Here is a 26,364-nt window from a genome sequence, read left to right on the forward strand (position 1 = left end):
GCCTTGCCGGATGAGCCAGCCTTGATGCGACATGGCGAGTTGTCTTTGCTCTATGGTAGGTTGGCGCTCATGTCACGCCAGAACGCTTCCGATCCGCCCGAGTCCAACCCCCGGCCTTCTGCCGGAGGACCGGCGACATCATCCCCCCCTCCCATTCGCGAGGCCGTGACAGCTATTGCCTCCCCGCGGGGACCTGCTTCCCGCGACGACAGCATCGTCCTGGTCGGACTGATGGGTGCCGGCAAGACAACGATCGGCCGGCGAATCGCAACACGCCTTGGCATGCCGTTCATCGACGCGGACGTGGAAATCGAACGTGCGGCGGGATGCTCCATCGCAGACATCTTCGCCCAGTATGGCGAGGCAGAGTTCCGCAAGGGCGAACACCGTGTCATTCGCCGCATCCTCGACGGTCCCCCGGTGGTGCTGGCAACCGGGGGCGGCGCCTTCATGGACCCGATGACCCGGGCGATCATCCGCGACCGCGCCACCTCGGTCTGGCTGCGTTGCCCGCTGCCGGTCCTGGTGCGTCGGGTGCAGGGGCGCGGTCACCGGCCGCTTCTGAACGCCGGCAACCCGCGCGACATTCTGGCGCAACTGATGGACATCCGTCACCCGACCTATGCCGAGGCCGACATTACCGTGGATTGTGGAGAAGAAAGCGTGGAACAGAGTGCCGCGACCGTCATCAACGCCCTGGCGCTGGGCAGGCAGCCGCGGCTCGTTCCCGTCACGCTGGACCGCTGGCGATATGACGTAACGATCGGCGAGGATCTGCTGCGCCACGCCGGAACCCTGCTCTCGCCGATCTTGCCGCAGAAGCGAGTCGTGGTCATCACCGACTCGACCGTCGAATCGTTGCACCTGCCCCGGCTGCTCCAGGGACTGGCCCAAGGGGGAATCGAGGCCCGGACCATCGTTGTGCCACCGGGCGAAGGCTCGAAAACGCTGGCGGAATACGAGCGCGTGACGGGGGCCGTTCTCGAAATGGGGGTCGAACGCGGCACCACGATCATCGCGCTGGGCGGCGGCGTGGTCGGCGACCTGGCCGGCTTCGTGGCGGCGACCACGATGCGTGGCCTGCCCTTCGTGCAGATTCCGACCACCCTGCTATCGCAGGTCGATTCCTCCGTCGGCGGCAAGACGGGCATCAACACCCCGTTCGGCAAGAATCTTCTTGGCGCGTTCCACCAGCCGCTGGCGGTTCTGGCCGATACCACGACCCTGGCCACCCTGCCGCCGCGCGAAATCCGCGCCGGCTATGCCGAAATCGTCAAGGCCGGCCTGATCGGCGACGCCGCCCTCTTCGAATGGTGCGAAAGCCATGGCCAGGCGGTCCTGGACGGCGATGCCGACATCCAGGCCGAAGCCGTGCGCCGGGCCTGCGCGTTCAAGGCCGCCGTCGTGGGCGACGACGAACGGGAGGAAAGAAAGTCGGACGGTCGGGCCCTGCTCAATCTCGGACATACGTTCGGCCACGCGCTGGAGGCCGAACTGGGCTATGACGGCCGCCTGCTGCATGGCGAAGCCGTGTCGATCGGCCTGCGTCTGGCGTTCCTGACGTCAGAACGCATGGGCTTCTGCGACAGCGCGGATGTCGAGCGTGTAACCGGCCATCTGGAACGGCTGGGCATGCCGGTGCATCTGCGTGACCTGCCGCAGGCATTTTCGGCTGAACGGCTGCTCGCCCACATGCAGCGTGACAAGAAAATGCGTGATGGGCGCCTGTCCTTTGTGCTGGTGCGCGGCATCGGGCAGGCCTTTACCTGCCGAGACGTACCGGACAGCCTGGTGCGGGAAATTCTGCTGGGGGAAGGATGCGCTGCATGACATGCCCGTCATGGGTTGCGACATCGCAACACAGATGCGCGAATATCACATAATCCTGCCATAGAGCCGCCCCGAGCCTGCTGCCGAATACGCGCCGCCCGGAAGTGGTTGCAATCAGCACGTAATCTTAGCGAAACAAACTGTTGCTTTTTCAACACGGTGCTCAGTGGTAATGGCTGCTTTGCCTATGATGCGGGTTCCTAAGCCGGAACCGGAAGATCTATAGGGGGTTAAGCATCACGCTGAGGTTAGCCGTCTGTGGTTTGACGGCTACTCGAACGGATGATCAAGAGGACGAAAAAATGCGTCTCCGCACGGCATTACTCGCCACCACGCTGATGGCGGCTGCTCCTGTTGCAGCCAACGCCACAATCATTACCGGTCCGTACGTCGACCTGGGCGCTGGTTATAATCTGGTCCAGAACCAGCACGGCCATTTTGCCAACAATCCGACGGCCGGCATGACCAGCTCGTCGCAGTACCGTCACAAGGACGGCTACACGGGTTTCGGCTCCTTCGGCTGGGGCTTCGGCAACGGCCTGCGCGTCGAGGTCGAGGGCCTGTATAACTATTCGCAGCTCAACCACCGCAGCGGCGCGCCGAACCGCACCAGCGGCAGCGACCAGTCCTATGGCGGCCTGGTGAACGTGCTATATGACATCGACCTGAAGCAATTCGGGATCGACGTTCCGGTGACGCCGTTCGTCGGTGTCGGTGCCGGCTATCTGTGGCAGCACTACAACCCGACCACGACGACCTACATGAACGGCAACGTCAACCGCCTGGGCGGCACGACGGGCGGCTTTGCCTATCAGGGCATCGCCGGTGCAGCCTTCGACGTCCCGAACGTTCCGGGCCTGCAGATCACGGCGCAGTATCGCATGGTCGGCCAGACGTTCAACAACGGCTCCTTCACGATGTCTTCGTACAGCCCGGCTGGGCTGAGCCGTGGCAACGCGAACTTCGACCATCGCTTCAACCACCAGTTCATCCTGGGTCTGCGCTATGCGTTCGACACCGCGCCGCCGCCGCCGCCGCCGGCTCCGGTCGTTGTGCCGCCCGCCCCGACCCCGGCGCGCACCTACCTGGTGTTCTTCGACTGGGATCGTTCGGACCTGACGGCCCGCGCGCGTGAGATCGTGGCCGAAGCCGCTCAGGCCTCGACCCACATCCAGACGACGCGGATCGAAGTCAACGGCTACACTGACAACTCGGCGGCTCACCCGGGTCCGCGCGGTCAGAAGTACAACCTCGGCCTGTCCGAGCGTCGTGCGCAGAGCGTGAAGGCCGAACTGATCCGTGACGGCGTGCCCGCGAACGCGATCGACATCCATGGTTACGGCGAGGCGCATCCGCTGGTTCCGACGGGCCCGAACACCCGCGAGCCGCAGAACCGTCGCGTGGAAATCATCCTGCACTGATCCTGGCGATTTTCGCCCGGTTCGACAGGGTAAAGAGGGATGCCTTCGGGCATCCCTTTTTTATTGCGCGCTATGATCTGAAAACGATCCTTCTTACCCTTAACGACGAGACCGCGCGACGTGCCGGATTCCTGCCCTTCCCCCGCAAACGCCACCTCCCCCGGCGGAACCGGAGGCCCGCGCGTCCGGATCGTCCCGTTCCTGAAATTCGGGATCGTCGGGGTCACCGGGTTGATGTGGGATACGTTGGCCGTGTACGGATTCCGACCCCTACTCGGCCTCACAGGCGCCACCCTGCTCGCCTATTTCATCGCGGCCAGCATGAACTGGCTGGCCAACCGGCTCTGGACGTTCCGTCACGTCGTTCACGCCGACCGTCCCCTGGTTCAGTGGGCACGGTTCCTGATGGCCAATTCGCTGGGTTTCGTCATGAATCGGGGCATGGTCTTCACACTCTTCCTGGTGGCTCCACTCTGCCGGACCATCCCCGTCCTGGCCCTGGCAGCGGGCTCACTCACGGGGCTGGTGGCCAACTTCACGCTCAGCCACCGAATGGTCTTCCGCCATCGCCAGCCGCCCCCCTGACCCGGTTCATCAAAGCATCCCAGATCGGCCCGCATTCCAGAACGCAGCCTCCAGCTTGACGGCGGTGCGGAATTCGGCGAGCAGCGCGGGATACCGCCCTTCGGCACCATACCGCCCGGCCAGCGATTCCAGCGTACGCAGCCCCGCGTCCACCAGCCCGACGAATTTCTCGCCCCCATACAGGGCGATCCATTCCCAGTAGGGGTTGCCTTCCCGCCGGGTCGTGGGGTCAGCCATCAATCTGGCGCCGATTTCGCCATAGCCGATCAAGCAGGGCGCCAGCGTCACGATCAAGTCCAGCAGGTCGCCCGTCTGTCCCCGGTCGAGAATGAAACGGGTATAGGCCAGCAATTCCAGCGATTCAGGCTGATTGTGCAAATCATCGACGCACAATCCCCATCCGGCACAATAGGCAATATGAAGCGCCAGTTCGGTATCCAGCAGACCCGACACGATGCCGGAGGCCGATCGCATGTCCTCCATCGTATCGGCCTTATAGATCGCCAGCGCATAGGCCCGCGCATACTGGATCAGGTACAGATAATCCTGGATCAGGAACCGCTGGAAATCCGCCTCCGGCAATGTTCCGTCCGCCATGCCGCACACGAAAGGGTGGTGGATGAAGCGCTCCCAATCCTTACCGCAATCGCGCCGCAGCCTGCCGGCCAGGCCCTGTTCCAGACTGGGCCAGTCCCGTTCCGCGATCCAGTTCATGGGTTCATCCTTCCTTACGGTGTTTTCTTGCGGCGCCGATTTGCTTTGCCGCGCGCCCTTGCTCTTCCTGCCGGGCACGCCGTGCGCTAGGTGATGGTATCCGAGCTTTCCAGCCTTCGCCATTTCAGGATCGTCAGCCCTCCGCCATGACCTCCACAAACGATATCCGCGCGACCTTCCTCGACTATTTCGCAGCCAACGGTCATCAGATCGTGCCGTCCTCGTCGCTGGTGCCGCGCAATGACCCGACCCTGCTGTTCACGAATGCCGGCATGGTCCAGTTCAAGAACGTCTTCACGGGGCAGGAAACCCGCCCCTATTCCCGCGCCACCACGGCACAGAAGGTGGTTCGGGCCGGCGGCAAGCATAACGACCTGGATAATGTCGGCTACACGGCCCGCCACCATACCTTCTTCGAGATGATGGGGAATTTCTCCTTCGGCGACTATTTCAAGCCCGAAGCGATCGAATTCGCCTGGAGCCTGATCACGCGCAATTTCGGCCTGCCTGCCGAAAAGCTGCTGGTCACCGTCTATGCCGATGACGAGGAAGCGGCCGCGCTGTGGCGCAAGATCGCCGGCCTGCCGGACCAGCGGATCATCCGCATCGGCACCGCCGACAATTTCTGGCGGATGGGCGATACCGGCCCCTGCGGCCCCTGTTCGGAAATCTTCTACGATCACGGCCCCGACGTACCCGGCGGCCCGCCCGGCTCGCCGGACGAGGATGGCGACCGCTTCGTCGAGATCTGGAACCTCGTGTTCATGCAGTTCTTCGAGGACCCGCCGGGCGTCCGCTCGCCGCTGCCGCGTCCCTCGATCGACACCGGAATGGGACTGGAACGCTTCGCCGCCATCATGCAGGGCAAGCGCGACAATTACGACACGGACACGATGCGCGCGCTGATCCTGGCCTCGGCCGAGGCGACGGGTCAGGACCCGGACGGCCCGTTCCGCGCCAGCCACCGCGTGGTAGCCGATCATCTGCGCTCGACTTCGTTCCTGATCGCGGACGGCGTGCTGCCCTCCAAGGACGGGCGCGGCTACGTCCTGCGCCGCATCATGCGCCGCGCGATGCGCCACCTGCACATGATGGGCACCAAGGAAACGGTCTTCCATCGCCTGGTCCCCGCCCTGGTGCGCCAGATGGGGGCTGCTTACCCTGAACTGGTCCAGGCCGAAGCCCTGATCCGCGAGACGATGCGCGGCGAGGAAGAACGTTTCAAGGCGATGCTGGAACGTGGCCTCGCGCTGCTGGCCGACGAGACGGCGAAACTGGGCGACGGCCAGAAACTGCCCGGTGACGTGGCGTTCAAGCTGTACGACACGTTCGGCTTCCCGCTGGACCTGACGCAGGACGCGCTGCGCGGCGGCAGTCATGAGGTCGATGTCGCAGGCTTCGACAGCGCGATGCAGGTCCAGCGCGAACGCGCCCGCGCCGCGTGGAGCGGCTCGGGCGACAGCGCGACCGAAACCGCGTGGTTCGAGGCGCGCGACAGGTTCGGTGCCAGCGAGTTCCTGGGCTACGCGACCGAGCAGGCCGATGCCGAGATCCAGGCCATCATCAGCAACGGCCAGTCTGTTCATGACGCGCCGGCGGGCACCGAAGTCGCGCTGCTGCTGAACCAGACGCCGTTTTACGGCGAAAGCGGCGGCCAGGTCGGCGATACCGGCCTGATCACCGCTCCGGGCCTGCGTATCGCCGTCACCGATACGCAGAAGCGGCTGGGCGACCTGCTGGTTCACTCCGGCACGGTGATCGAGGGCACGGTCCGCGTCGGCCAGGCGGTGACCGCCACCGTCGATCACGAACGGCGCAGCGCGATCCGCGCCCACCATTCAGCCACCCATCTGCTGCACGAGGCACTGCGCCGGCGTCTGGGCGAGCATGTCACGCAGAAAGGTAGCCTGAACGCGCCCGACCGCCTGCGCTTCGACATCAGCCAGCCCCGCCCGCTGACACCGGAGGAAATCGCCGAGGTCGAGGCCGAGGTGAACGCCCGCATCCGCGAGAACAGTGCGGTCACCACCCGCCCGATGTCGCAGGAAGAAGCCGTGGCGCAGGGCGCAATGGCCCTGTTCGGCGAGAAATATGGCGACGAGGTCCGCGTCGTATTCATGGGCCCGCCCGAGGATAATCGTCCGGCCTGGTCGATCGAGCTGTGCGGCGGCACACATGTCAACCGCACCGGCGATATCGGCCTGTTCCGCATTACGTCGGAAAGCGGCGTATCCGCCGGCATCCGCCGCATCGAGGCGGTAACCGGCAAGGCCGCCGAGGCCGCCGCCATCGCCACTGAGCAGCGCCTGACCCAGGTTGCGGCGATGCTGCGTGTCTCGGCCGCCGAAGCCCCGGAGCGGCTGGCGGTGATTCTGGAAGAACGCAAGGTCATGGAGCGCCAGATCTCCGACCTGCAACGCAAGCTGGCCAGTGGCGGCGAGGGCGGCGCGACTACCGAGACAATCAACGGCGTGGGCTTCATCGCCCGCAATGTGGGTGACCTGCCGGCACGCGAGCTGAAAGCGCTGGCCGATTCCCTGCGTCAGCAGGTTGGCTCCGGCGTGGTGGCGCTGGTTTCGACCGCCGATGGCAAGGGCAGCGTGGTCGTCAGCGTTACCGCCGACCTGACGGAACGTTTCGACGCGGTCGGACTGGTGCGGGCCGCCAGCGCTGCCATGGGTGGCAAGGGCGGCGGCGGACGGCGCGACATGGCCCAGGCCGGCGGTCCGGACGTGACACAGGCCGATGCGGCACTCGAGGCAGTACGCAAGGCCCTGGCCTGATCTCCCGGCCGGACATATTGCCGTGTCACACACACGGCGATGTGTCCGGCCCCTGACATAGTGTGTCCCGGGCCTCCGAGGGAGAAACCGGACCTGTGCCGTCCCCGTTTCCATGCTATCTGTGACGGACCCGGCTGTGTCGGCGCCCTGGCGTCCGCATGCCATGACGGGATTTTTCCGTCCGGGTGACCGTTCGAACGCCACTGTGAAGTCCCAGGCGGACTTCAGGACATAGGGACCTTCGATGGCCGATACCGATGCCAAGAAAACGCTGATCTCGCTCCTGCATGGAGTGGAGAAATTCAATGCCGAAGTCTTTCCGCAGAATCGCGAACTGTTCGCGGAACTGGCCGGCCAGCAATCTCCGGACACGCTGTTCATCGCCTGCGCCGACAGCCGCGTGAATCCCAGCATGATCACGCAGACCCAGCCGGGCGACCTGTTCGTGCTGCGCAATATCGGCAATATCGTTCCGGCTTACGGCGAAATGCTGGGCGGCGTGTCATCCGCAATCGAATACGCCGTCCTGGCGCTGGGCGTGTCGACCATCATCGTCTGCGGCCATTCCGATTGCGGTGCGATGAAAGCCCTGCTGGACCCCGATCCATCCAAACTGGCGCACATGCCCACCGTCGCGTCCTGGCTGCGCAATGCCGAAGCGGCCCGAGCGGTTGCGGGTGCGTTGCAGGCCACCGACGCCGGCCCGCAATCCGTGCGCAGCCTGGCGGAACAGAATGTGGTGCTGCAGATCGCGCATCTGCGCACGCACCCGGCGGTCGCCGCCGCCCTGGCACGCAACACGCTGATCCTGCAAGGCTGGTTCTACGATATCGCCAGTGGGGAGGTCGTGATTCTGGACGAAGCCACGCGGTCCAGCATCCATGTGGACGAAGCCATCGCCCGCCTGACCCGCGAGGTGGATGGGAAGACTGAACAGGCCTGACCCGCGACCGGCGGCCATCCGCCTCCTGGCCTGCGCCGGGTGGCTGGTGGCCGTCCTGGCCACTCAGGGGGCCATGGCGCGCACGATCAAGGTCTCGACCTGGAACCTGGACTGGCTGACGGCGCGGGCGCCGGGCGACCCCGCCCTGCCCCGCGACCTTCCCCACCGCAGCGACGCCGGGCTGCGCCAACTGGCCGCCTATGCCACGCGGCTCGGCGCCGACATTGTCGGGTTTCAGGAAGTGGATTCCCCAGCCCTGGCCGCCCGCCTGTTCCCGCCCGCACGCTACCGGATCGTCATGAGCGACGATCATGTGGTCCAGCGTGTCGGACTGGCCGTGGCAACCGGGCTGACCGTCACCCGCCATCCCGACATCTCGGAACTCGATGTCTATCCGCCCGACGCGCCCCATCATTTACGCGCGGGACTGGATGTCACGATCGACGACGGCACCGCCAGCCTGCGCATCCTGATCGTGCATCTCAAGGCCGGATGCCGTAACGCGGCCCTGGCCGACCGTCGACCAGCCTGCCGGACGCTGGCGCGTCAGCTGACGGTGCTGGACGACTGGATTGCCCAGCGACAGGACGAAGGCGTAGCCTTCCTGGTCATGGGAGACTTCAACCGCAACCTGACACCGTCCGACCCGTTCTTCCGGCAACTGGAAACCGACGGTCCCCTGACGCTGACAACGGCCGGGCGGGCGAGCCCGTGCTGGGACGGCACCTATTTCATCGACCACATCCTGCTGGGCAATCAGGCCCGCGCATGGCTCCGCCCCGACAGCCTCCGGGTCCTGACCTATGACGCGCAGGATCCCGCCCAGGCGCCGAACCTGTCCGATCATTGCCCGGTCTCGGTCGGGCTCGAGATGCCCTGACCAGGCGAAAGGCTCATGGAATATCGTCACCTCGGCCGTTCCGGCCTGCGCGTTTCGACCGTCGGGCTGGGCTGCAACAATCTGGGCGGCCGTATCGGGCTGGAAGAATCCCGGGCTGTGGTCCATCAGGCCCTGGACAGCGGCATCACCCTGTTCGACGTCGCCGACGTCTATGGACGGCGCGAGGCCCATTACGGCGCGTCGGAGGAAACGCTGGGCGCGATCCTAGGGCCGCGCCGCAACGAGATCGTCCTCGCCACCAAGTTCGGCATGCCCATGGACGCCGAAGGCCGCCTCCAGGGTGCCTCGCGCCGCTATATCCGCCAGGCCGTCGAAGCCAGCCTGTCACGCCTGCGAACCGACCGGATCGACCTGTACCAGGTTCACGTCCCCGACCCGGCCACCCCGATCGAGGAGACCCTGCGCGCGCTCGACGACCTGATCAGCGAGGGTAAGATCCTCTATGCCGGCTGTTCCAATTTCCCCGCCTGGCAGGTCGCCGATGCCTGCCACGTCGCGCGCATTTCGGGCTATGCCGGCTTCATCTCCTGCCAGGACGAACTGTCCCTGCTGGCACGGAACGCATTGCGCGACCTGGTGCCGGCGATCCGTCATTACGGATTGGGGCTGCTGCCTTACTTCCCCCTGGCCAGCGGCGTCCTGACCGGGAAATACCACCGCAACACGCCCCCGCCCCCTGGCAGCCGACTGAGCGCCTGGACCCACCTGGCCGATCGCTATCTGACCGGCGCCAACTGGACCCTGCTCGACCGGCTGGACGCTGTAGCACATGCAAACGGGCGCAGCCTGACCGAACTCGCCTTCGGCTGGCTGCTGTCGCACGATATCGTAGGGTCGGTCATTGCCGGTGCGACCCGTCCAGCCCAGATCGAGGCCAACGTTACCGCCGCCGCCCACCCGCTGACGGCCGAGGAACGCAACGCGATCACAGCCGCACTATCACCGGAATCGGCAGACGCACAGCAATGACGGACATGGCCGGCCGGCCATCATGCCGCCTGGTCAGAACATTGTTACCGGGCGCGCGCCCGCTAGGGGAAAGCAGAAGGAGCCAGTTCAGGCGGGCCAGACGCCAGAAAAGAAAGCCGCCCGCCAACCGACCAGAATCATGCCCATGACGAACAGAATCGCGCCCATAAGCTGAAACACGTCGCGTAGCGAGGTCTGGGGCGCATGATCCTCGGTCTCAGGCATGAATCGCTCCCTTCCTGTATTGTCACTATTCTTAACATCCGGCACGACAACACGAAAAGGGCCGCACCTCTCCGGGACTTGCTTTGTGACGAAAAAGTGTCCGCACAATGCCCAAAACCGCGCCATACGCCCGCTCAGACAGTATTTAAAAAACAGTCCACCAACCAGAAAGCGCAGCACAGGAAACCCGCATCGGATCGTCGGCAAACCCGGCAGAGCCGCCCCTCACCCTGGATGGCGCAGCAACCCCCCCTCCACCCGCAAGGTCGCTCCGGTGGTAGCCGAGGCCTGCCGCGAGCAGACATAGGCGACCATGCTGGCAATCTCCTCCGGCTCCGCCAGCCGCCGGATCAGCGAGGCCGGGCGATGCTGCGGCACGAATTCGGCCATGATCTCCTCGATCGGCCGGCCGCTCTCCTGCGCCGCCTTGGCAAACATCTCCATCACGCCCTCGGTCCGGGTCGGCCCCGGCAGCACCGAATTGACCGTCACACCGCTTCCAGGAATGCTCTCGGCGATGCCTCGGGCAATCGCGACCTGTGCGGCCTTGGAAAAACCATAGGCGATCATGTCCGCCGGAATGTTCAGTGCCGATTCGCTGGAGACGAACACCACGCGGCCCCACGCCCGCTCGACCATGCCCGGCAGATAATGGCGCGTCAGGCGCACACCGCTCAGGACATTGACGTCGAAGAAACGCTGCCAGTCCTCGTCAGGGGTCTCAAGGAATGGCTTCTGCTCGAAAATACCCAGATTATTGACCAGGATATCAGTCTGGGGAACAAGGCGGACGAATCCGTCGATCCCCTCTTTCGTTCCCAGGTCGGCCGGCACGCCGCGCAGCCGCGCCGTGGGCATGCGGGTCCGGATATAGGCCATCGCCTCATCCACCCTGGCCTGGCTGCGGCCGTTGACGATGACATCCGCCCCGGTTTCGGCCAGGGCCATCGCGATGGCCAGCCCGATCCCGGCGGTCGAGCCGCTGACGATCGCCGTTTTACCTGCCAGATCGATTTTCATTCCGCTTCCTCCTTCCGCGTGTCCGTCACCACAAGCGGGGTGTGTCGTCAGGCCGCCTTCTCCTGTTCCGCCAGGCGGCCCAGCGCCTGGACCGTATCCTTTGCCAGCCGAATCCGCTGTGCGTTCGTCATTTCCCGCACCAGCGCCAGCTTATGGTCGGGGCGCAGTCGGACATTGCCCTCTTTCTGTGTCGCCATCCAAGCGACCAGCCCGGCCGGATTCGCGAAATGATTGCCCCGGAACTGGATCACCATTCCCTTGGGCCCGGCCTCCAGCCTCTCGACCCCCGCCTCGCGACACAGGCGCTTGATCGCGACGACATCCAGCAGGTTACGCACCGGATCAGGCAGCGTGCCGAACCGGTCGACCAGTTCGGCCTCCATTGCCTCGATTTCGGCATCATTCGCCAGCGCGGCGATGCGGCGATACAGCCCCAGCCGCACCGGCAGGTCCGGCACATACTCCTCCGGGATCAGCACCGGCAGACCGAGGATGATGTTTGGTGTCCAATCCCGGTCCTCGGCCTTGCGCCGTCCCTTTTCGGCACGCAGTTCGGCCACTGCGTCTTCCAGCATCTGCTGATAGAGCTCGATCCCGACCTCGCGAATATGGCCCGACTGCTCGTCGCCCAGCAGGTTGCCCGCGCCGCGCAGATCCAGATCGTGGGACGCCAGCGTGAAACCCGCGCCCAGCGTGTCCAGCGTCTGCATGACCTCCAGCCGCTTTTCGGCGGCGGCCGACAGCACATGCGTCTGCGGCCAGGTCAGATAGGCATAGCCGCGCTGCTTGCCGCGCCCCACACGCCCGCGCAACTGGTAGAGCTGCCCGAGGCCGAACATGTCGGCCCGATGGATGATCAGCGTGTTCACCGCCGGCATGTCCAACCCGCTTTCCACGATGTTGGTGGAAAGCAGGATATCGTATTTGCCGTCACTGAACTCGGTCATCACCCGTTCCAGCTCGGTCGGGGTCAGGCGTCCATGGGCCTGCACCAGCCGTGCATCGGGCACGATTTCCTGCAGACGGGCCCCCATGCGGTCCAGATCCTCGATCCGCGGCACCACGCAGAAGATCTGCCCGCCCCGGAACCGCTCACGCTGGATCGCCTCGCAGATCACCACGCTGTCGAAAGGCATGATGAAGGTACGCACCGCCAGCCGGTCAGTCGGCGGGGTGGCGATCAGGCTCATCTCCCGCACGCCGGTCAGCGCCAGTTGCAGCGTGCGCGGCAGCGGCGTGGCCGACAGGGTCAGGACATGCACGTCCTCGCGCAGCGCCTTCAGCTTCTCCTTGTGGGCGACGCCGAAATGCTGCTCCTCGTCGATGATCAGCAGTTCCAGGTCGGCGAACTGCACACCCTTGGCCAGCAGCGCATGCGTGCCGATGATGATGTTGATGCTGCCGTCGGCCAGCCCCTTGCGCACCGCCGCCGCATCCTTCGCCGTGACCATGCGCGACAATTGCGCCACCGTGACCGGCAGCCCGGCAAACCGGGCCGAAAAGGTGCGGAAATGCTGCCGCGCCAGCAGCGTGGTGGGCACGACCACCGCCACCTGCGCGCCCGACATCGCGGCCACGAAGGCCGCGCGTAGCGCAACCTCGGTCTTGCCGAACCCGACATCGCCGCACACCAGACGGTCCATCGGCCGGCCCGAGCCCATATCTTCCAGCACATCGGCGATGGCGCGCGCCTGGTCCTCGGTCTCGGCGAAGGGGAAGCGGCTGCAGAATTCGTCCCATAAGCCTTCGGCCGGGGTCAGGCTCGGAGCCTCGCGCAGGGCCCGCATCGCGGCGGTGCGAATCAGCTCGCCCGCCATATCGCGGATGCGCTGCTTCATCCGCGACTTGCGGTTCTGCCAGGAGGCCCCGCCCAGCTTGTCCAGCGACACTCCGGCCTGATCGGAGCCGAAGCGACTCAGCAGTTCGATATTCTCGACCGGCAGGAACAGCTTTTCGTTGCCGTCATAGACCAAGCGCAGACAGTCATGCGGCGCGCTGCCGACCGCTACCGTCTCCAGCCCGTCATAGCGGCCGATGCCGTAATCCTGATGCACCACCAGATCGCCCTCGGCGATCTCCGACGCCTCGGCGATGAACTGGTCCGCCCGCTTGCGGCGGCGCGGCGGACGCGAAATCCGCTCGCCCAGCAGATCCTGCTCCGAGACGAAGGCAAGATTATCGGCGATAAAGCCGCGTTCCAGCCCCAGCGTCAGCAGCCCGACCGTACCGGCAGGCAGATCCTGCGCCTGGGCCCAGGTCTCGAACGTCTCGGCCCGCATGCCATGCTCACGCAGCAGCGTCGCGATCCGCTCGCGCGATCCACGCGTCCAGGCCGAGAGATAGGCCCGCCGCCCGGTCTCGGCCCATTGCCGAACCTGCGCATCGAGCATGGCAAATACGTTTTCGCGCGATCCGTCCCCGACCGACCGGGCGAACAGGATTCCTGGCCGGCCGAGCGCATCAATGCCCTCGGCCCCATCCGGGCGTGAGAAGGGATTAAACACCACCACCGGGTGACCGGACAGCATCCCGTCCCACCCCTTGCGGTCCAGATACATCAGATGCGGCGGCAGCGGACGGTACGGGACCTCCCCCTCGCGCACCGGCTGGCGCCGCGCCTCGAAATGGTCGGCGATCATTTCCAGCCGCGACGACAGGACCTCGTCCGCCTGATGGGCCATGATCACCGCGACACCCGGCAGGTAATCGACCAGCGTTTCCAGATGCTCGTAGAACAGCGGCAGCCAGTGCTCCAGCCCGGCATGGCGTCGCCCGTCGGAGACATGCTGGTAGAGCGGATCGCCGGCGGCGGCAGGCCCGAACAGGTCGCGCCAACCGGTGCGGAAGCGCGAAATGCTGGCCTGATCGAGGCTGAAATCGGCGACCGGCCGCATCACGAACCGGTCCAGCCGGTCGGAGGAACGCTGGGTGGCGGGGTCGAAGCGGCGGATATTCTCGACCTCGTCGCCGAACAGGTCCAGCCGCACCGGCTCAGCCTCGCCGGAGGGGAAAATGTCGAAGATACCACCCCGGGTCGCGAATTCGCCCGGTTCCATCACCGTATCGGTGCGGTTGTAGCCGTTGGTCACCAGCAGTTCGATCAGGAATTCCTGATCCAGATTGTCGCCGGTGGTCACTGTCAGCGACTGGCCCCGAAAGGCAGCGCGCGGCGTCACCCGCTGAACCAGCCCGCCGACCGTGGTCAGCACGATGCGCGGGCCCTTCGCGGGTTCCAGCAATCGCGTCAGGGTGGCAACCCGCTCGGCGACGATCGCCGGATTGGGCGATACCCGATCGTAGGGAAGGCAATCCCATGCCGGAAAGCGCAGGATTTCGGCATTCGGTGCGATGAACGAGAGCAGATCGCCGATCCGCGCCATGCCTGCATCATCGCGCGCCACATGCAGCACCGGCCCGTCATGCTCGCGCGCGCGCCGGGCGACGAGGAAAGCGTCGTACCCGTCCGGCACGCCCCAGACATTCATCCAGCCGGCATGCCCGGCGGACGCCGCAGCGGCGTGGTCCCTCCCCTCTGCTGTCATCGTTCTCCCCGGATCGCGGCCTGCCGGGCGGGATCGTTCGCGTCGGCGATGATGGCACGCATCATCGGACAGTCGACCTCGGCCGGCACCGGCTTGCGGCCACTCAGCCAGTCCGCCAGATCGGCATCCGGCAGGTCCATCACCGCTTCCAGCGCATCCATTTCGGCATCCGACATCGCAGCCAAGCGCGGGGCGACAAAGCCGCCGATCAGGATGTCCGCTTCATGCGTACCGCGATGCGTGGCGCGGAAATAAATCCGGCGACGGCGCGGATCGAGGGTCGAAAAGTCCGATGTGTCGAGGGACATGCTACCTGCCCGGATATGGTTTCGTTTTGTTCCTTCGCGTTGCTGTCCTATAGCCCTCCGTCAGGGTCCTGTCAGCCCGGCAGTCGCACCGGCCCGGAGAAATGGCCCCCGCAGAGAACGAACCGGGGAATTGAGGACGATCGAGCCCACCGTGTCCGACATCATCATCCAGGACGATTCACGGGACCTCCTCGGCCCGCTTCTGGCCCCGCTTGCCACGCTGCCCGGGGTTGGCACCGCCACCGCCAAACTGCTGGCGCGCGCGACCGGCGGCACGCGCGTGGCCGACCTGCTGTTCCACCTTCCCGAGTCCGTGATCGACCGTCGCTATCGCCCCCTGATACGCGACGCCATTCCGGGGCGGATCTGTACGGTGCATGGCAGGGTGCAGCGGGTGGACGCACCCGCGCGCGGCAGGCGCCAGCCCTGGCGGGTCCGCCTGTCGGATGGCAGCGGGACGATCGACCTGGCTTTTTTCTCGCCCTATCAGGCACGGCAGATGACGGTGGGCAGCGAGGTCGCGGTCTCGGGCATGCTTGACGAATTCGGCGACCGGCTTTCGATCGCCAACCCCGATCATATCGTGCCGGACGGCGATATCGGCCGCATCCCGATGCTGGACCCGGTCTGGCCGCTGACGGCGGGCCTCTTCCCCCGCCACATCCGCAATGCGCTGCGCCATGCCTTTCTGCGTTTCCCCGCCCTGCCCGAATGGCTGGACCCCACGCTCGTCAGCCGGCGGCATTGGCCCGATTTCGAAACCGCATTGCGCCAATTGCATTGCCCCGATGAATTTCCCGAGCTGCTGAAGGACGACGCCTACGCAGCAGCGTCCGAACGGGCGCGCCTGCGCCTGGCCTGCGACGAATTGCTGGCCGAACAGGTAGCGATGGCCGAGGCAAGACGGCGCAACCGCAACCGCCCCGGCCGCGCGGTCGTGCCGACAGGGGCACTGCGCACCACGGCGCTGGAGCGCTTCAGCCACACCCCCACCGGCGCCCAGACCCGCGCCCTGCGCGAGATCGATGCCGATCTGGCCTCCCCCAACCCGATGCTGCGCCTGGTGCAGGGCGATGTCGGTGCGGGCAAGACACTTGTGGCCTTGCAGGCCATGCTGGGCGCGGTAGAGGCCGGCCATCAGGCCGTGCTGATGGCGCCGACCGAAATCCTGGCCCGCCAGCATCTGGCGACTTTCACCAGACTGGCGCCCGTCCCGGTCGCCTTCCTCAGCGGCAGCGTCAAGGGCCGCGCCCGGCGCGACGTGCTGGAGGCCATCGCCACCGGCCGCGCGCCGCTGGTCGTGGGCACGCACGCTCTGTTCCAGGACAAGGTGGTATTCGCCGACCTGGCACTGGCGGTCATCGACGAGCAGCACCGTTTCGGCGTCGAACAGCGGCTTCTGCTGGGCGAAAAGGGGTACCTGACCGACATCCTGGTCATGACCGCCACCCCGATTCCGCGCACCCTGCTGCTGACCCAGTGGGGCGAGATGCAGGTCAGCCGCCTGGACGAAAAGCCGGCGGGGCGGCTGCCGGTCCGCACCTCGCTGCACGCCATGGCGTCACTGGGCGACCTGCTGGATGGAATCGGCCGCGCCATCGCGGGGGGCGCACGCGTGTTCTGGGTCTGCCCCCTGGTCAGCGAGAGCGAGGCACTGGACATCGCAGCGGCCGAGGCACGCTTTGCTGTGCTGGCCGAGCGATTCGGGCCTGTCGTAGGCCTGGCCCACGGCCAGCAGGACATCGCGGTGCGCGAGGCCGCAATCGCCGATTTCGCCGCCGGCCGAACCCAGATCCTGGTTGCAACGACGGTGATTGAGGTCGGGGTCGATATCCCCGCCGCCACCGTGATGGTGATCGAGCACGCCGAGCGGTTCGGCCTGGCGCAATTGCATCAGCTGCGCGGCCGGGTGGGTCGTGGCGGTGCCGAATCGTTTTGCCTGCTGCTGCATGACGACGCGCTGGGCAAGACGGCGCGGCGCAGACTGGCCCTGCTGCGCGATACCGAGGACGGCTTCCTGATCGCTGATGAGGATTTCCGCCTGCGCGGCGGCGGCGACCTGACGGGCCGCCGCCAGTCCGGCCTGCCCGACCTGCGACTGGCAACCGGCGCCCGGCTGGACCTGCTGGTGACGATCGCCGCACAGGATGCGCAACGCATCATCGAAGGCAGCGCCGAGGCAAGGCGTGGCGCAATCGCCCTGGCAGTGGAACTATTCGACAGGCACGACGCTGCCAGAACCTTACGATCCGGTTAGGTCTCCCTCTCCTTGCCGCGAAGAGGCTGACCGGACGTAATGAACCGTAAGCACCGAAGCACAGGAAACGCGCGCCGGATCACCACCAGCGCGCATTTCCGTTCGGCCTGTCAGAATTTGGCGGACAGGGCCAACGACCCGTAATTGAACAACCCGCTGCGCGCACCCTGGAATTGCTGGGTTTGCCACACCTGGCTGTAGGACAGGCGCATGCCATGCCACATGATCGCAACACCGGCATGGATCTCGCCCACATCCCACTTCACCGGCACATGCGGCGAATTGCTGCGCATCGTGTTGCCTTGCAGCGTGGCGTCATACCCGACCGCATAGCCCGTCACGTTGCCGAAGACGTACCACGCCACCGGCCGGCTCAGGCGATAGGCGTCGGTCCCGTCAGTGCCCGGCCCGATGGTGGGCGTGCCGAAATCGCTGTTCAGCCCCTGGCCGATACGGAACGTATCCGCCACCGAACCATAGATACGGTAATCACCGATCGCGGCCGAGGTAGCGGGCAGCATGTCCATCGAGATGCCATAGACGTCAGCCAGCGGCAGCCGCCAGGTCCGCCCGGCCTGCACCTGGAAGATCGGCTGGTTCTGCAGCTGATGCTTCCAGCCCAGGTTCTTGGTATCGCCGATCGCGCCGTGGAAGCCATTCTGCAATTGCTGGCCCAGACCCGCCGGTCCCATGACACCGACCTGGATACCGAAGACCGAGCGGGACAGATCCGTATCGTTGATCAGGTTGACGGTCCCCAGCAGCAGGCTGGAATAAGGCCGGTCACGCAATGACGGCACGCTGGTCTGCGTATCGGTCGGCGTATAGATGAGCTGTTGCAGCCCCAGGCTGATGCGGGTGACGCCGGCACCCATGATGGCATGGTTGATCGTCTCGATCGGGGCCGGCTGGTTGTCGGTGCCCGATGTCCAGTTGATGCGCAGGCCGCTAGTATAATACTGGTCCGACGTGCCCTTCAGGGTGCTGACCGCGTCGTTCTCCCCCTGGAGCGTCCAGGTTCCGTACGGGTCCTGCAACGGCGTGGCACGGGCCGGGGCGCAGATGACTGCCGCGAGGCACCCCATTCCGGCCAGCGTACCGGCCCGCGCCATCCAAAGGGCTGTTCTTTCCGTCTTTGTCTGGCCCATCAGCTTCCCTTTCCCCTGCGCGACGCCATGTCTACCGCGCTCATCGACTGTCTAAAACGTCCCGGCGTTTCGAGAAAGCCCATGGATGTTTTTCGTGATCGAGCGGTCCACTCCGGCCGCCCGCCATGACGAGCATCCAGGCCGCCCATCGCAGCGGCAACAACATTAATCCTTGGTCACATTAAAGATGACGAGGTGATGGAACCGTGAGCCGAAGTTATGCTTATCTGTATTGGATGCCGACGCATTCGTGCTAGGGTCCGCGCGGGGAAAGGATGCTGTCCGCCACGGCCGCTCAGGCGGTTCGGAGAACGGTTGTGTAATGCCTTGATCCAGCAAAATTTCTTCATCCGGTGGCTCCTGGGACAGGACCCGCCAACTAGACCTCGGGATTACGACCGTTGAGAAGTAACAGGACCGACCGCAGCCCCCGTTCCCCGCGCCGCGGCGGATTTGACGACGATTTCATGTCGCCGCCGACGTTTGGTGATCGTGGCAGCAGCGCTCCCCGTCGCCCCATGGGTGGCGGCGGCGCCCCCTCGCAGGTGATCGCCTCGGGACCGGAGATCAGCGCCTCCGTCAAGTGGTTCAACAGCGAGAAGGGCTTCGGCTTCGTCGAACTGGCAGACGGTTCGGGCGATGTCTTCCTTCACGCCAACGCGCTGGCGCAGAGCGGCCACAGCTCCGTTTCGCCGGGTACGACGCTGGTCGTCCGCATCGGCCAGGGCCCCAAGGGTCGCCAGGTCGCGTCGGTCAGCTCGGTTGACGAAAGCACCGCCCAGCCGGAGCGTCCGCGCGGCTTCGGCGCCGGCCCCGGCGCCCCGCGTGCCCCCGGCGGCTTCGGCGGTCGTCCGGCCCGCCCGGCCCCCGACCTGTCGCAGGCGCAGGATATGCGCGGCATCGTGAAGTGGTACAACGCCACGAAGGGCTTCGGCTTCATCACCCCGGAAACCGGCGGCAAGGACATCTTTGTCCACGCTTCGGCTCTGGAGCGTTCGGGCCTGACGGGCCTGACGGAAGGCCAGACGGCGAACGTGCAGGTCGTCCAGGGCCAGAAGGGCCCCGAGGCTGCGTCCATCAGCGTCGACTGATCCGGCATCAGCCGAATCAACAAGCAGGGCCGCCCTCGGGCGGTCCTGTTTTTGTTTGGGGGACTTCTCCCCCACACCTTCGCTCCGCGCCGTTCAATCCAAAGCCGACCACTGCCGGCACAAAAGTGTCCGCCCGCGTGACGATGCGCCTTAAAACAACGCGATAGCGCGTCGAGACGCTGTCGAAGGGCCTATTCCTTGCCCTTGTTGCGCATCAGCCGCGCCTTGTCGCGCTGCCAGTCGCGTTCGGCGATCGCGTGGCGCTTGTCGGCCTTCTTGCGCCCTTCGCCGATTCCCAGCGTGACCTTGGCCAGACCGCGGGCATTGAAATGGATATCCAGCGGCACCAGCGTCACGCCTTCGCGCGCCACGGCCCCCAGCAGCTTGTTCACCTGCTTGCCGTGCAGCAGCAGCTTGCGCGGCGCGCGGGGTTCGAAGCGCGACAGCACACCACCCTGATATTCGGGGATATAGCTGTTGAACAACCAGATCTCGCCATTCCGGTCACCGGCATAGGCTTCGTTGATCGTGGCGCGTCCCATGCGCAGGCTCTTGACCTCCGGCCCCTTCAGCACCAGCCCCGCCTCGACCGTTTCCAGGATCGTGTAATCGAACCGGCCCTTGCGATTCTGCGCCGCGATACCGTGCGAGATCATGCCGCTCTTGTTTTTTTCAGCCATGATCGTCAGTTCAGCAGGCCGACAGCGGCCATCGCCTCACGAACCTTGGCACGGGAATCCTCGGTCAGCGGCGCCAGCGGCAGGCGGCAGGTCTCGCCCGTCAGTCCCAGCAGGCTGGCGGCATATTTCACCGGCGCCGGATTGCTTTCGCAGAACAGTGCGTCATGCAGCGGCGACAACCGGTCCTGCAGCGCCATCGCATCGGCCACGCGCCCATCCTGCCATGCGCGATGCAGCTCGGCACACAGGCGCGGCGCGACATTGGAGGTCACGCTGATGCAGCCATCGCCCCCGGCCGCCAGGAACGAGACCACGGTGCCATCCTCGCCCGAAAGCTGATTGAATGGCTTGTGGCCAATCGCCCGGCGAACCTGGATCGGCCGCAGCAGATTGGCGGTGGCGTCCTTCACGCCGACGATCCGTGCATGCCGCGCCAGGCGCGCCATGGTCTCGACGGAGACATCCACCACCGACCGGCCGGGAATGTTGTAGACGATCAACGGCAGGTCGGTCGCATCGGCAACCGCCATGAAATGCCGGTACAACCCTTCCTGAGTCGGCTTGTTGTAATAAGGCGCCACGACCAGAACCGCATCGGCGCCGGCTTCCTTGGCGTGGCGCGCCATGATGACGGCCTCGGCGGTGCTGTTCGAACCCGCACCGGCGATGACAGGCACCCGTCCCGCCACGACCTGCACCGCATATTCGACCACGCGCGCATGCTCGTCATGCGTCAGGGTGGGACTTTCGCCCGTGGTGCCCATCGGCACGACGCCCGACGACCCTTCGGTGACCTGCCAGTCGAGGAATCGGCCCAGAGCCGGAAAATCCAGCGATCCGTCATCGTTCATCGGCGTAATCAGGGCTGTGATCGAACCCTTGAACATAGTCGTTTCCACTCGAATCTCGCAGGCTGTGACATGGGCCACCCCCTCGGGCCGGCCCGGCAGGATGGTGATCCTGCCTGTTCCGTTTTAAGAGGCTGTTTGCAAAGTCAGCCTCCGATCTCTCGTGTTAATGCCGGGCGTGGGGGATAGGCAACCATCATCGGCCCGACGCCGCATCCTCACGGAACGGCGAACCCGGATAAACACCCAGAATCGCGGATGTTTCGGAAAAAAAGGCCAGCTCCGCCAACGCCCGCCCCAGCGGCTCATCCTCGGGATGCCCTTCGACATCCAGCAGGAACTGCGTGGCGGCGAACGACCCGTCCAGCATGTAGCTCTCCAGCCGCGTCATGTTCACGCCGTTGGTGGCAAACCCGCCCAGCACCTTGTACAGCGCGCCCGCCGTATTGCGGACGCGGAACAGCACGGTGGTCACGGTCCCCTTCTGCCCCGCCGGCGGCCGAATGGCATCGCGCGAGGTGATATAGAAGCGGGTGGTGTTATGCGCCGCATCCTCGACATTATGGCGCAGCACCACCAGTCCGTTCAGTTCCGCCGCCAGGGCCGACGCCACGGCCACGTCCTCGGGATTGTTCCAGCGAGCCACCAGCTCGGCCGCGCCCGCCGTATCGAATTCCACCACCGGAGTCAGGTTCAGCGCCTCGATAACGCCCCGGATCTGCCCCATGGCGACCGGATGGGTATGCACCCGCCGGGCCTGGGCGATCGTGCTGCCGGGTACACCCAGCAGGCAATGTTCGACCCGCTGGAAATGCTCGCCGACGATGTTCAGCCCCGCCCGCGGCAGCAGGGCATGGATATCCGGCACGCGGCCCGCCAGGCTGTTCTCGCAGGCCAGCATGCCCAGATCCGCGCGCCCGTCATGCACCGCCGCAATCGCGTCGGCGAAGGTTTCGCACGGCAACGTGGTCCAGCCCGGAAAAGCCTGCCGGCATGCCAGGTCGGAATAGGCACCCGGCCGCCCCTGGAAAGCGATGATCCCCGTCGGCGGAATGGAAGGCGCGCCGCTCATGCCACGCCTGCCAGAATGCGGCGCGCGCGTTCCAGGTCCGCCGGCGTGTCCACGCCGAACGGCGCGACTCCGATCCGGGCGCATCCGATGATCATTCCTGCCTCCAGGGCTCTGAGCTGCTCCAGTTTCTCACGCCGCTCCAGCGCCCCTTCCGGCAGCGCCACGAACCGCGCGAGCGCCGCGCGGCGATAGGCGTAAATCCCGACATGATGCCACAGCGCCCCCTCGCCCCACGGAACCGCCGCTCGCGAAAAATACAGCGCCCGCGCCACGGCCTGCGGTGCGCCGTCGGGAAACGCGCAGGCAACCTTGACCACCGATTCCGCCTGCGCCTCGCCAGGCTCGGTGACGGGGGCAACCAGCGTGCCGATATCCACCGCCCGGTCGGCCAGCGGCAGCAGCGCAGCGGCCAGGGTCTCCGGCGCCAGCCCCGGCAGATCGCCCTGCAGATTCACGACCACGTCGTGCCGGCCATCGGGGTCGACGGTCGCAAGCGCATGCCAGACCCGGTCGGAGCCGGACGGCAACGCAGGATCGGTCAGGACCGCGGTGCCACCCGCGTCGGTCACCACCTGCGCCAGTTCGGGTTCGGCCACCGCAACCACGACCGGCCCGATATCGGCCGCGCGCGCACGCTCCAGCACATGCAGGATCATGGGCCGGTCGCCGATCATGGCCAGCGGCTTGCCCGGAAGGCGCGTCGAGGCCATGCGGGCGGGGATAATAACGATTGGATTCATGCGAACACGCAGGGGGCCTTGACACACGAAGCGGCGGAAACGTCCAGCCGGGGAAACGCCGCTGCGGACATGCGCTCCGGCCCATCGGCACGATCCCACGCTGCTTCACACAAGGCGGCCGGCAGTCTAGGTAAGGACCGGCCCGCATGCAACCGAAACACGGATGGAGCATCGTATCCCGGATGGACAGCCACGACGCCAATCGCATCGGCGCCGCGATCCTGCTGACCGCGCTGGCCGTCGCGGGCAGTGTCTGGGTCGGGCGCCTGGCCGTCCCCGTCGCCATCCCGCTCCGTCCGGCCTTCGCCCTGCCCGAACCACCCGACGGAGCGGCCGGCCCGTCGATCGCCGACGCACTTGCCCATGCCGATCCCAAGGCGGGACAGGCTCTTGCGGCACGATCCTGCACGATGTGCCACAGTTTCACGAAGGACGCGCCCCCCACGGTCGGCCCCGACCTGTTCGGCGTCGCCGGCACCCCCATCGCCGGCATTCCCGGCTATGGTTTCTCCCCCGCGCTGTCGGCACACCGGTCGGAGCTCTGGACCGACGACGCCCTTTCGACGTGGCTGGAAAGCCCGGCCCGTTTCGCGCCCGGCACCCGCATGGCATTCCCCGGCCTGCCCGATATCCGCGACCGCGCGGCGATCATCGCCTATCTGCACACCCTGTCCGACGGAGGACACCTTCCATGACCCGGTCCAACACGCCCCAGGCCGACATCCCCCTCCCCGATGCCGACCGCCTGCTGGAAGCCGCGATCGCCGCCGCCGATGCCGCCGGATGCGTGATCCGTCCGTTCTTCCGGTCCGGGGTCGCGGTGGACGACAAGAGCGACCAGAGCCCGGTGACCGTCGCCGACCGCACCGCCGAACGCACCATCCGGGCAATCCTGGCCGAACGCCTGCCCGACCACGCGGTTCTGGGCGAGGAATTCGGGCTGGAACGCGCAGGCTCCCGCTGGTGCTGGGTGATCGACCCGATCGACGGCACACGGGCATTCGTGACCGGCCGGCCAACCTTCGGCACGCTGATCGCCCTGCTGGATGACGGGGTTCCGGTGCTGGGCATCATCGACCAGCCGATCACCGGCGAACGCTGGATCGGCGTGCGTGGCCGGCCAACGCGCTACGAATCCCGCCTTCCCGGCGCCATCGGCACCCGGCGCTGCACCGATTTGAAGCTGGCCGAACTCTCCTGCACCTCGCCCGAGATGATCGAGGGCGCACCGACACCGCATTGGGACGCGCTGCGCCGCGCCGCCCGCCGCGTGACCTGGGGCGGCGATTGCTATGCCTACGGCCTGCTGGCGCTCGGCCAGGTTGACGTGATCGCGGAATGCACGATGAAGGTCTGGGACTGGGCCGCCCTGGTCCCCATTATCGAGGGTGCCGGCGGCCGGGTGACGGACTGGCACGGCCGCCCGCTGCGGGCCGAGGGCGATGGCACGGTGCTGGCCGTGGGCGATCCGGCGATCCTGGCGGACGCTGTCTCTCTGCTGAATAGCGGCCTGCCTGCGCATTGAACCCACGCCACCGCCCGGCCGGCACATGGCACCGATGCCATCCTTCCCCTATCCATTTATCCGCGGATCGGATAGGAGCACCATCTTCACCGAATAAACGCGAGTATTCGAGATGAGCAGCGAAGCCACCTCCCACCTGTCCCTCCCCAAGGACAAGATCCGCATCCTGCTTCTCGAAGGCATACATGACAGCGCCGTGTCGCTGCTGAAGGCCAACGGATACGAGAACGTCACGCGCCTGAAGACCGCCCTGGAAGGGGCGGCCCTGCGCGAGGCGCTGGAAGGCGTGCATATCGTGGGCATCCGTTCCCGCACCCAGCTGACCGACGAGGTCATTGCCGCCGCCGACCGGCTGATCGCCGTGGGCTGCTTCTGCATCGGCACCAACCAGGTCAACCTGACGGCGGCGCGCGGCCACGGCATTCCGGTGTTCAACGCCCCGTTCAGCAACACGCGCTCGGTCGCCGAACTGGTGATGGGCGAGGTCGTGATGCTGATGCGGCGGATCTTCCCCCGCTCGGTCCAGTGCCATGAAGGCGGCTGGAACAAATCGGCGGCCAATAGCTGGGAAGTCCGGGGCAAGACGCTCGGCATCGTCGGCTACGGCTCGATCGGCTCGCAGCTCTCGGTCCTGGCCGAGGCGTTCGGCATGCGGGTGATCTATTACGACGTGATCGACAAGCTGGTTCACGGCAACGCCACCCCGGTCGATTCTCTGAACGATCTTCTGGCGCAGAGCGACGTGGTCAGCCTCCATGTGCCGCAACTGCCCAGCACCGCGAACCTGATCGGCGCCGAGCAGATCCGCGCGATGAAGCCCGGCTCGTTCCTGATCAACAACGCCCGCGGCAATGTCGTGGACCTGGCCGCCCTGGCCGACGCCCTGCGCGACGGCCACCTGCTGGGGGCGGCGATCGACGTGTTCCCGACCGAACCCAAAGGCGCGGGCGATGCCTTCACCTCGCCGCTCCAGGGGCTGGATAACGTCATCCTCACCCCGCATATCGGCGGCTCCACCGCCGAGGCGCAGGAGCGGATCGGTGTCGAGGTCGCACGGAAGCTGATCGAATATTCCGACGTGGGCTCGACCCTGGGCGCCGTCAATTTCCCGACCGTGCAGTTGCCCGAAAGCCCGCGCGGCACCCGCTTCATGCACGTCCACAGCAACGTTCCCGGCATCATGCTGCAGATCAACGAGATCTTCATGGCCGAGAACAGCAACATCACGGCCCAGTATCTCCAGACGGACGGCGAACTGGGCTATGTGGTGGTCGAGGCCGATACGGGACGCGATACCGACAAGGACAACCGCATCCTGCGCCGTCTGCGCGACCTGAAGGGCACGATCCGCGCCCGCCTGCTGTACCAGCAGCCCTGACCGGAAAAGGGTGGCGGGGCCATGATGTCTCCGCCCCCTCCCCTCTTGACCCGTCAGGGAGACGAAGGCAAAAGCAGACAGTCCCCGACTTGGGTCCAGACGGACAACGATGTCGTGGAATCGCCTAAACGATGGTGCAACGCCCATCGCCGCCGGGTTAGCACAGCGGTAGTGCAGCGGTTTTGTAAACCGAAGGTCGGGGGTTCAAATCCCTCACCCGGCACCAGAAATCCCCACATTCCTTCCCACGGGCAATAACGCAGGAACTGCGCCTCAGGCGATTCCAGCGTTTTCCCATCGAACGTCCTCATTCTGAGGGATTTCGATCCAACACGGATCGTCATTCGGCCTGCCCTGCCGCCATGACCAGTTCCCCGGCCTGAA

General features: G+C 65.9%; 22 protein-coding genes and 1 tRNA gene. 13 read left to right on the plus strand and 10 right to left on the minus strand.

The genetic code is table 11. The features are described 5' to 3' along the window. Positions 1-69 precede the first annotated feature (69 nt). The 3 genes from aroB (at position 70) to HLH29_RS03635 (ending at position 3,836) form a co-directional block, all read left to right on the plus strand. Positions 70-1,830: a 3-dehydroquinate synthase gene (gene aroB / locus HLH29_RS03625; protein ID WP_182964642.1), complete on the plus strand. Its 1,761-nt coding sequence runs from the start codon at positions 70-72 to the stop codon at positions 1,828-1,830. A gap of 302 nt (positions 1,831-2,132) precedes the next feature. Continuing rightward, positions 2,133-3,251, plus strand: a complete 1,119-nt coding sequence (locus HLH29_RS03630; RefSeq protein ID WP_182964643.1) for an OmpA family protein — start codon at positions 2,133-2,135, stop codon at positions 3,249-3,251. Positions 3,252-3,503: 252 nt separating this feature from the next. Further along, a complete protein-coding gene (locus HLH29_RS03635) occupies positions 3,504-3,836 on the plus strand; it encodes a GtrA family protein (protein WP_338030168.1) in 333 nt (110 codons plus the stop codon). 9 nt (positions 3,837-3,845) lie between these two features. Here HLH29_RS03635 and tenA read toward each other — a convergent pair whose 3' ends face one another. Then, positions 3,846-4,550, minus strand: coding sequence for a thiaminase II (tenA, locus tag HLH29_RS03640; RefSeq protein ID WP_182964644.1), 705 nt, complete (start codon positions 4,548-4,550; stop codon positions 3,846-3,848). A 146-nt stretch (positions 4,551-4,696) separates the two neighbouring features. Here tenA and alaS point away from each other — a divergent pair, with 146 nt between their 5' ends. From alaS to HLH29_RS03660, 4 genes are all read left to right on the plus strand, one after another. Continuing rightward, the gene (gene alaS, locus HLH29_RS03645) at positions 4,697-7,333 is read left to right on the plus strand and encodes an alanine--tRNA ligase (protein WP_182964645.1); all 2,637 of its coding nucleotides are present in this window, start codon (positions 4,697-4,699) and stop codon (positions 7,331-7,333) included. Between the two features lie 244 nt (positions 7,334-7,577). After that, the gene (locus tag HLH29_RS03650; protein ID WP_182964646.1) at positions 7,578-8,276 is read left to right on the plus strand and encodes a carbonic anhydrase; all 699 of its coding nucleotides are present in this window, start codon (positions 7,578-7,580) and stop codon (positions 8,274-8,276) included. 73 nt (positions 8,277-8,349) lie between these two features. Continuing rightward, positions 8,350-9,156 (plus strand): endonuclease/exonuclease/phosphatase family protein, encoded by an 807-nt coding sequence (locus tag HLH29_RS03655; protein WP_246373759.1) that lies wholly within the window; start codon positions 8,350-8,352, stop codon positions 9,154-9,156. A 15-nt stretch (positions 9,157-9,171) separates the two neighbouring features. Next, a complete protein-coding gene (locus HLH29_RS03660; RefSeq protein ID WP_182964648.1) occupies positions 9,172-10,146 on the plus strand; it encodes an aldo/keto reductase in 975 nt (324 codons plus the stop codon). Between the two features lie 87 nt (positions 10,147-10,233). Here HLH29_RS03660 and HLH29_RS03665 read toward each other — a convergent pair whose 3' ends face one another. The 4 genes from HLH29_RS03665 to HLH29_RS03680 form a co-directional block, all read right to left on the minus strand. Beyond that, positions 10,234-10,371 (minus strand): hypothetical protein, encoded by a 138-nt coding sequence (locus HLH29_RS03665; RefSeq protein ID WP_182964649.1) that lies wholly within the window; start codon positions 10,369-10,371, stop codon positions 10,234-10,236. A gap of 225 nt (positions 10,372-10,596) precedes the next feature. Continuing rightward, the gene (locus HLH29_RS03670; RefSeq protein WP_182964650.1) at positions 10,597-11,391 is read right to left on the minus strand and encodes an SDR family NAD(P)-dependent oxidoreductase; all 795 of its coding nucleotides are present in this window, start codon (positions 11,389-11,391) and stop codon (positions 10,597-10,599) included. Between the two features lie 47 nt (positions 11,392-11,438). Then, positions 11,439-14,876: a transcription-repair coupling factor gene (gene mfd / locus HLH29_RS03675; protein WP_182964694.1), complete on the minus strand. Its 3,438-nt coding sequence runs from the start codon at positions 14,874-14,876 to the stop codon at positions 11,439-11,441. 53 nt (positions 14,877-14,929) lie between these two features. Continuing rightward, positions 14,930-15,241: an FAD assembly factor SdhE gene (locus HLH29_RS03680; RefSeq protein WP_182964651.1), complete on the minus strand. Its 312-nt coding sequence runs from the start codon at positions 15,239-15,241 to the stop codon at positions 14,930-14,932. 130 nt (positions 15,242-15,371) lie between these two features. Here HLH29_RS03680 and recG point away from each other — a divergent pair, with 130 nt between their 5' ends. Beyond that, on the plus strand, positions 15,372-17,498 hold the full coding sequence (gene recG, locus HLH29_RS03685; protein WP_182964652.1) for an ATP-dependent DNA helicase RecG: 2,127 nt from the start codon (positions 15,372-15,374) through the stop codon (positions 17,496-17,498). A gap of 110 nt (positions 17,499-17,608) precedes the next feature. On the opposite strand, the gene HLH29_RS03690 is transcribed toward recG, so the two are convergent. Then, positions 17,609-18,610, minus strand: coding sequence for a lipid A deacylase LpxR family protein (locus tag HLH29_RS03690; protein WP_408871939.1), 1,002 nt, complete (start codon positions 18,608-18,610; stop codon positions 17,609-17,611). Positions 18,611-19,047: 437 nt separating this feature from the next. Between HLH29_RS03690 and HLH29_RS19810 the strand changes: the two genes are divergently transcribed. After that, entirely contained in the window at positions 19,048-19,737 is a 690-nt protein-coding gene (locus HLH29_RS19810) for a cold-shock protein (RefSeq protein ID WP_182964654.1), read from the plus strand. A gap of 191 nt (positions 19,738-19,928) precedes the next feature. On the opposite strand, the gene smpB is transcribed toward HLH29_RS19810, so the two are convergent. From smpB to HLH29_RS03715, 4 genes are all read right to left on the minus strand, one after another. Further along, positions 19,929-20,417: an SsrA-binding protein SmpB gene (smpB, locus tag HLH29_RS03700; protein WP_182948475.1), complete on the minus strand. Its 489-nt coding sequence runs from the start codon at positions 20,415-20,417 to the stop codon at positions 19,929-19,931. A gap of 5 nt (positions 20,418-20,422) precedes the next feature. Further along, entirely contained in the window at positions 20,423-21,304 is an 882-nt protein-coding gene (dapA, locus tag HLH29_RS03705; protein ID WP_220790588.1) for a 4-hydroxy-tetrahydrodipicolinate synthase, read from the minus strand. A gap of 157 nt (positions 21,305-21,461) precedes the next feature. Further along, positions 21,462-22,337: a prephenate dehydratase gene (locus HLH29_RS03710; protein ID WP_182964656.1), complete on the minus strand. Its 876-nt coding sequence runs from the start codon at positions 22,335-22,337 to the stop codon at positions 21,462-21,464. Continuing rightward, positions 22,334-23,077 (minus strand): 3-deoxy-manno-octulosonate cytidylyltransferase, encoded by a 744-nt coding sequence (locus HLH29_RS03715; protein WP_182964657.1) that lies wholly within the window; start codon positions 23,075-23,077, stop codon positions 22,334-22,336. The genes HLH29_RS03710 and HLH29_RS03715 overlap by 4 nt, the downstream gene beginning before the upstream one ends. Positions 23,078-23,223: 146 nt before the next feature. On the opposite strand from HLH29_RS03715, the gene HLH29_RS03720 reads away from it, so the two are divergent. The 4 genes from HLH29_RS03720 to HLH29_RS03735 all read left to right on the plus strand — a co-directional run bounded on the left by HLH29_RS03720 (position 23,224) and on the right by HLH29_RS03735 (position 26,206). Continuing rightward, positions 23,224-23,772 (plus strand): c-type cytochrome, encoded by a 549-nt coding sequence (locus HLH29_RS03720; protein ID WP_246373719.1) that lies wholly within the window; start codon positions 23,224-23,226, stop codon positions 23,770-23,772. Then, positions 23,769-24,602, plus strand: a complete 834-nt coding sequence (locus HLH29_RS03725) for an inositol monophosphatase family protein (protein WP_182964658.1) — start codon at positions 23,769-23,771, stop codon at positions 24,600-24,602. Before HLH29_RS03720 ends, HLH29_RS03725 begins: the two co-directional genes overlap by 4 nt. Positions 24,603-24,714: 112 nt before the next feature. Further along, positions 24,715-25,980: a phosphoglycerate dehydrogenase gene (gene serA, locus HLH29_RS03730; RefSeq protein ID WP_182964659.1), complete on the plus strand. Its 1,266-nt coding sequence runs from the start codon at positions 24,715-24,717 to the stop codon at positions 25,978-25,980. A 151-nt stretch (positions 25,981-26,131) separates the two neighbouring features. Beyond that, positions 26,132-26,206 (plus strand) — tRNA-Thr (locus HLH29_RS03735). Positions 26,207-26,364 lie beyond the last annotated feature (158 nt).

The organism is Gluconacetobacter tumulicola, assembly GCF_014174215.1.
In the GTDB taxonomy this organism is placed as follows: domain Bacteria; phylum Pseudomonadota; class Alphaproteobacteria; order Acetobacterales; family Acetobacteraceae; genus Gluconacetobacter; species Gluconacetobacter tumulicola.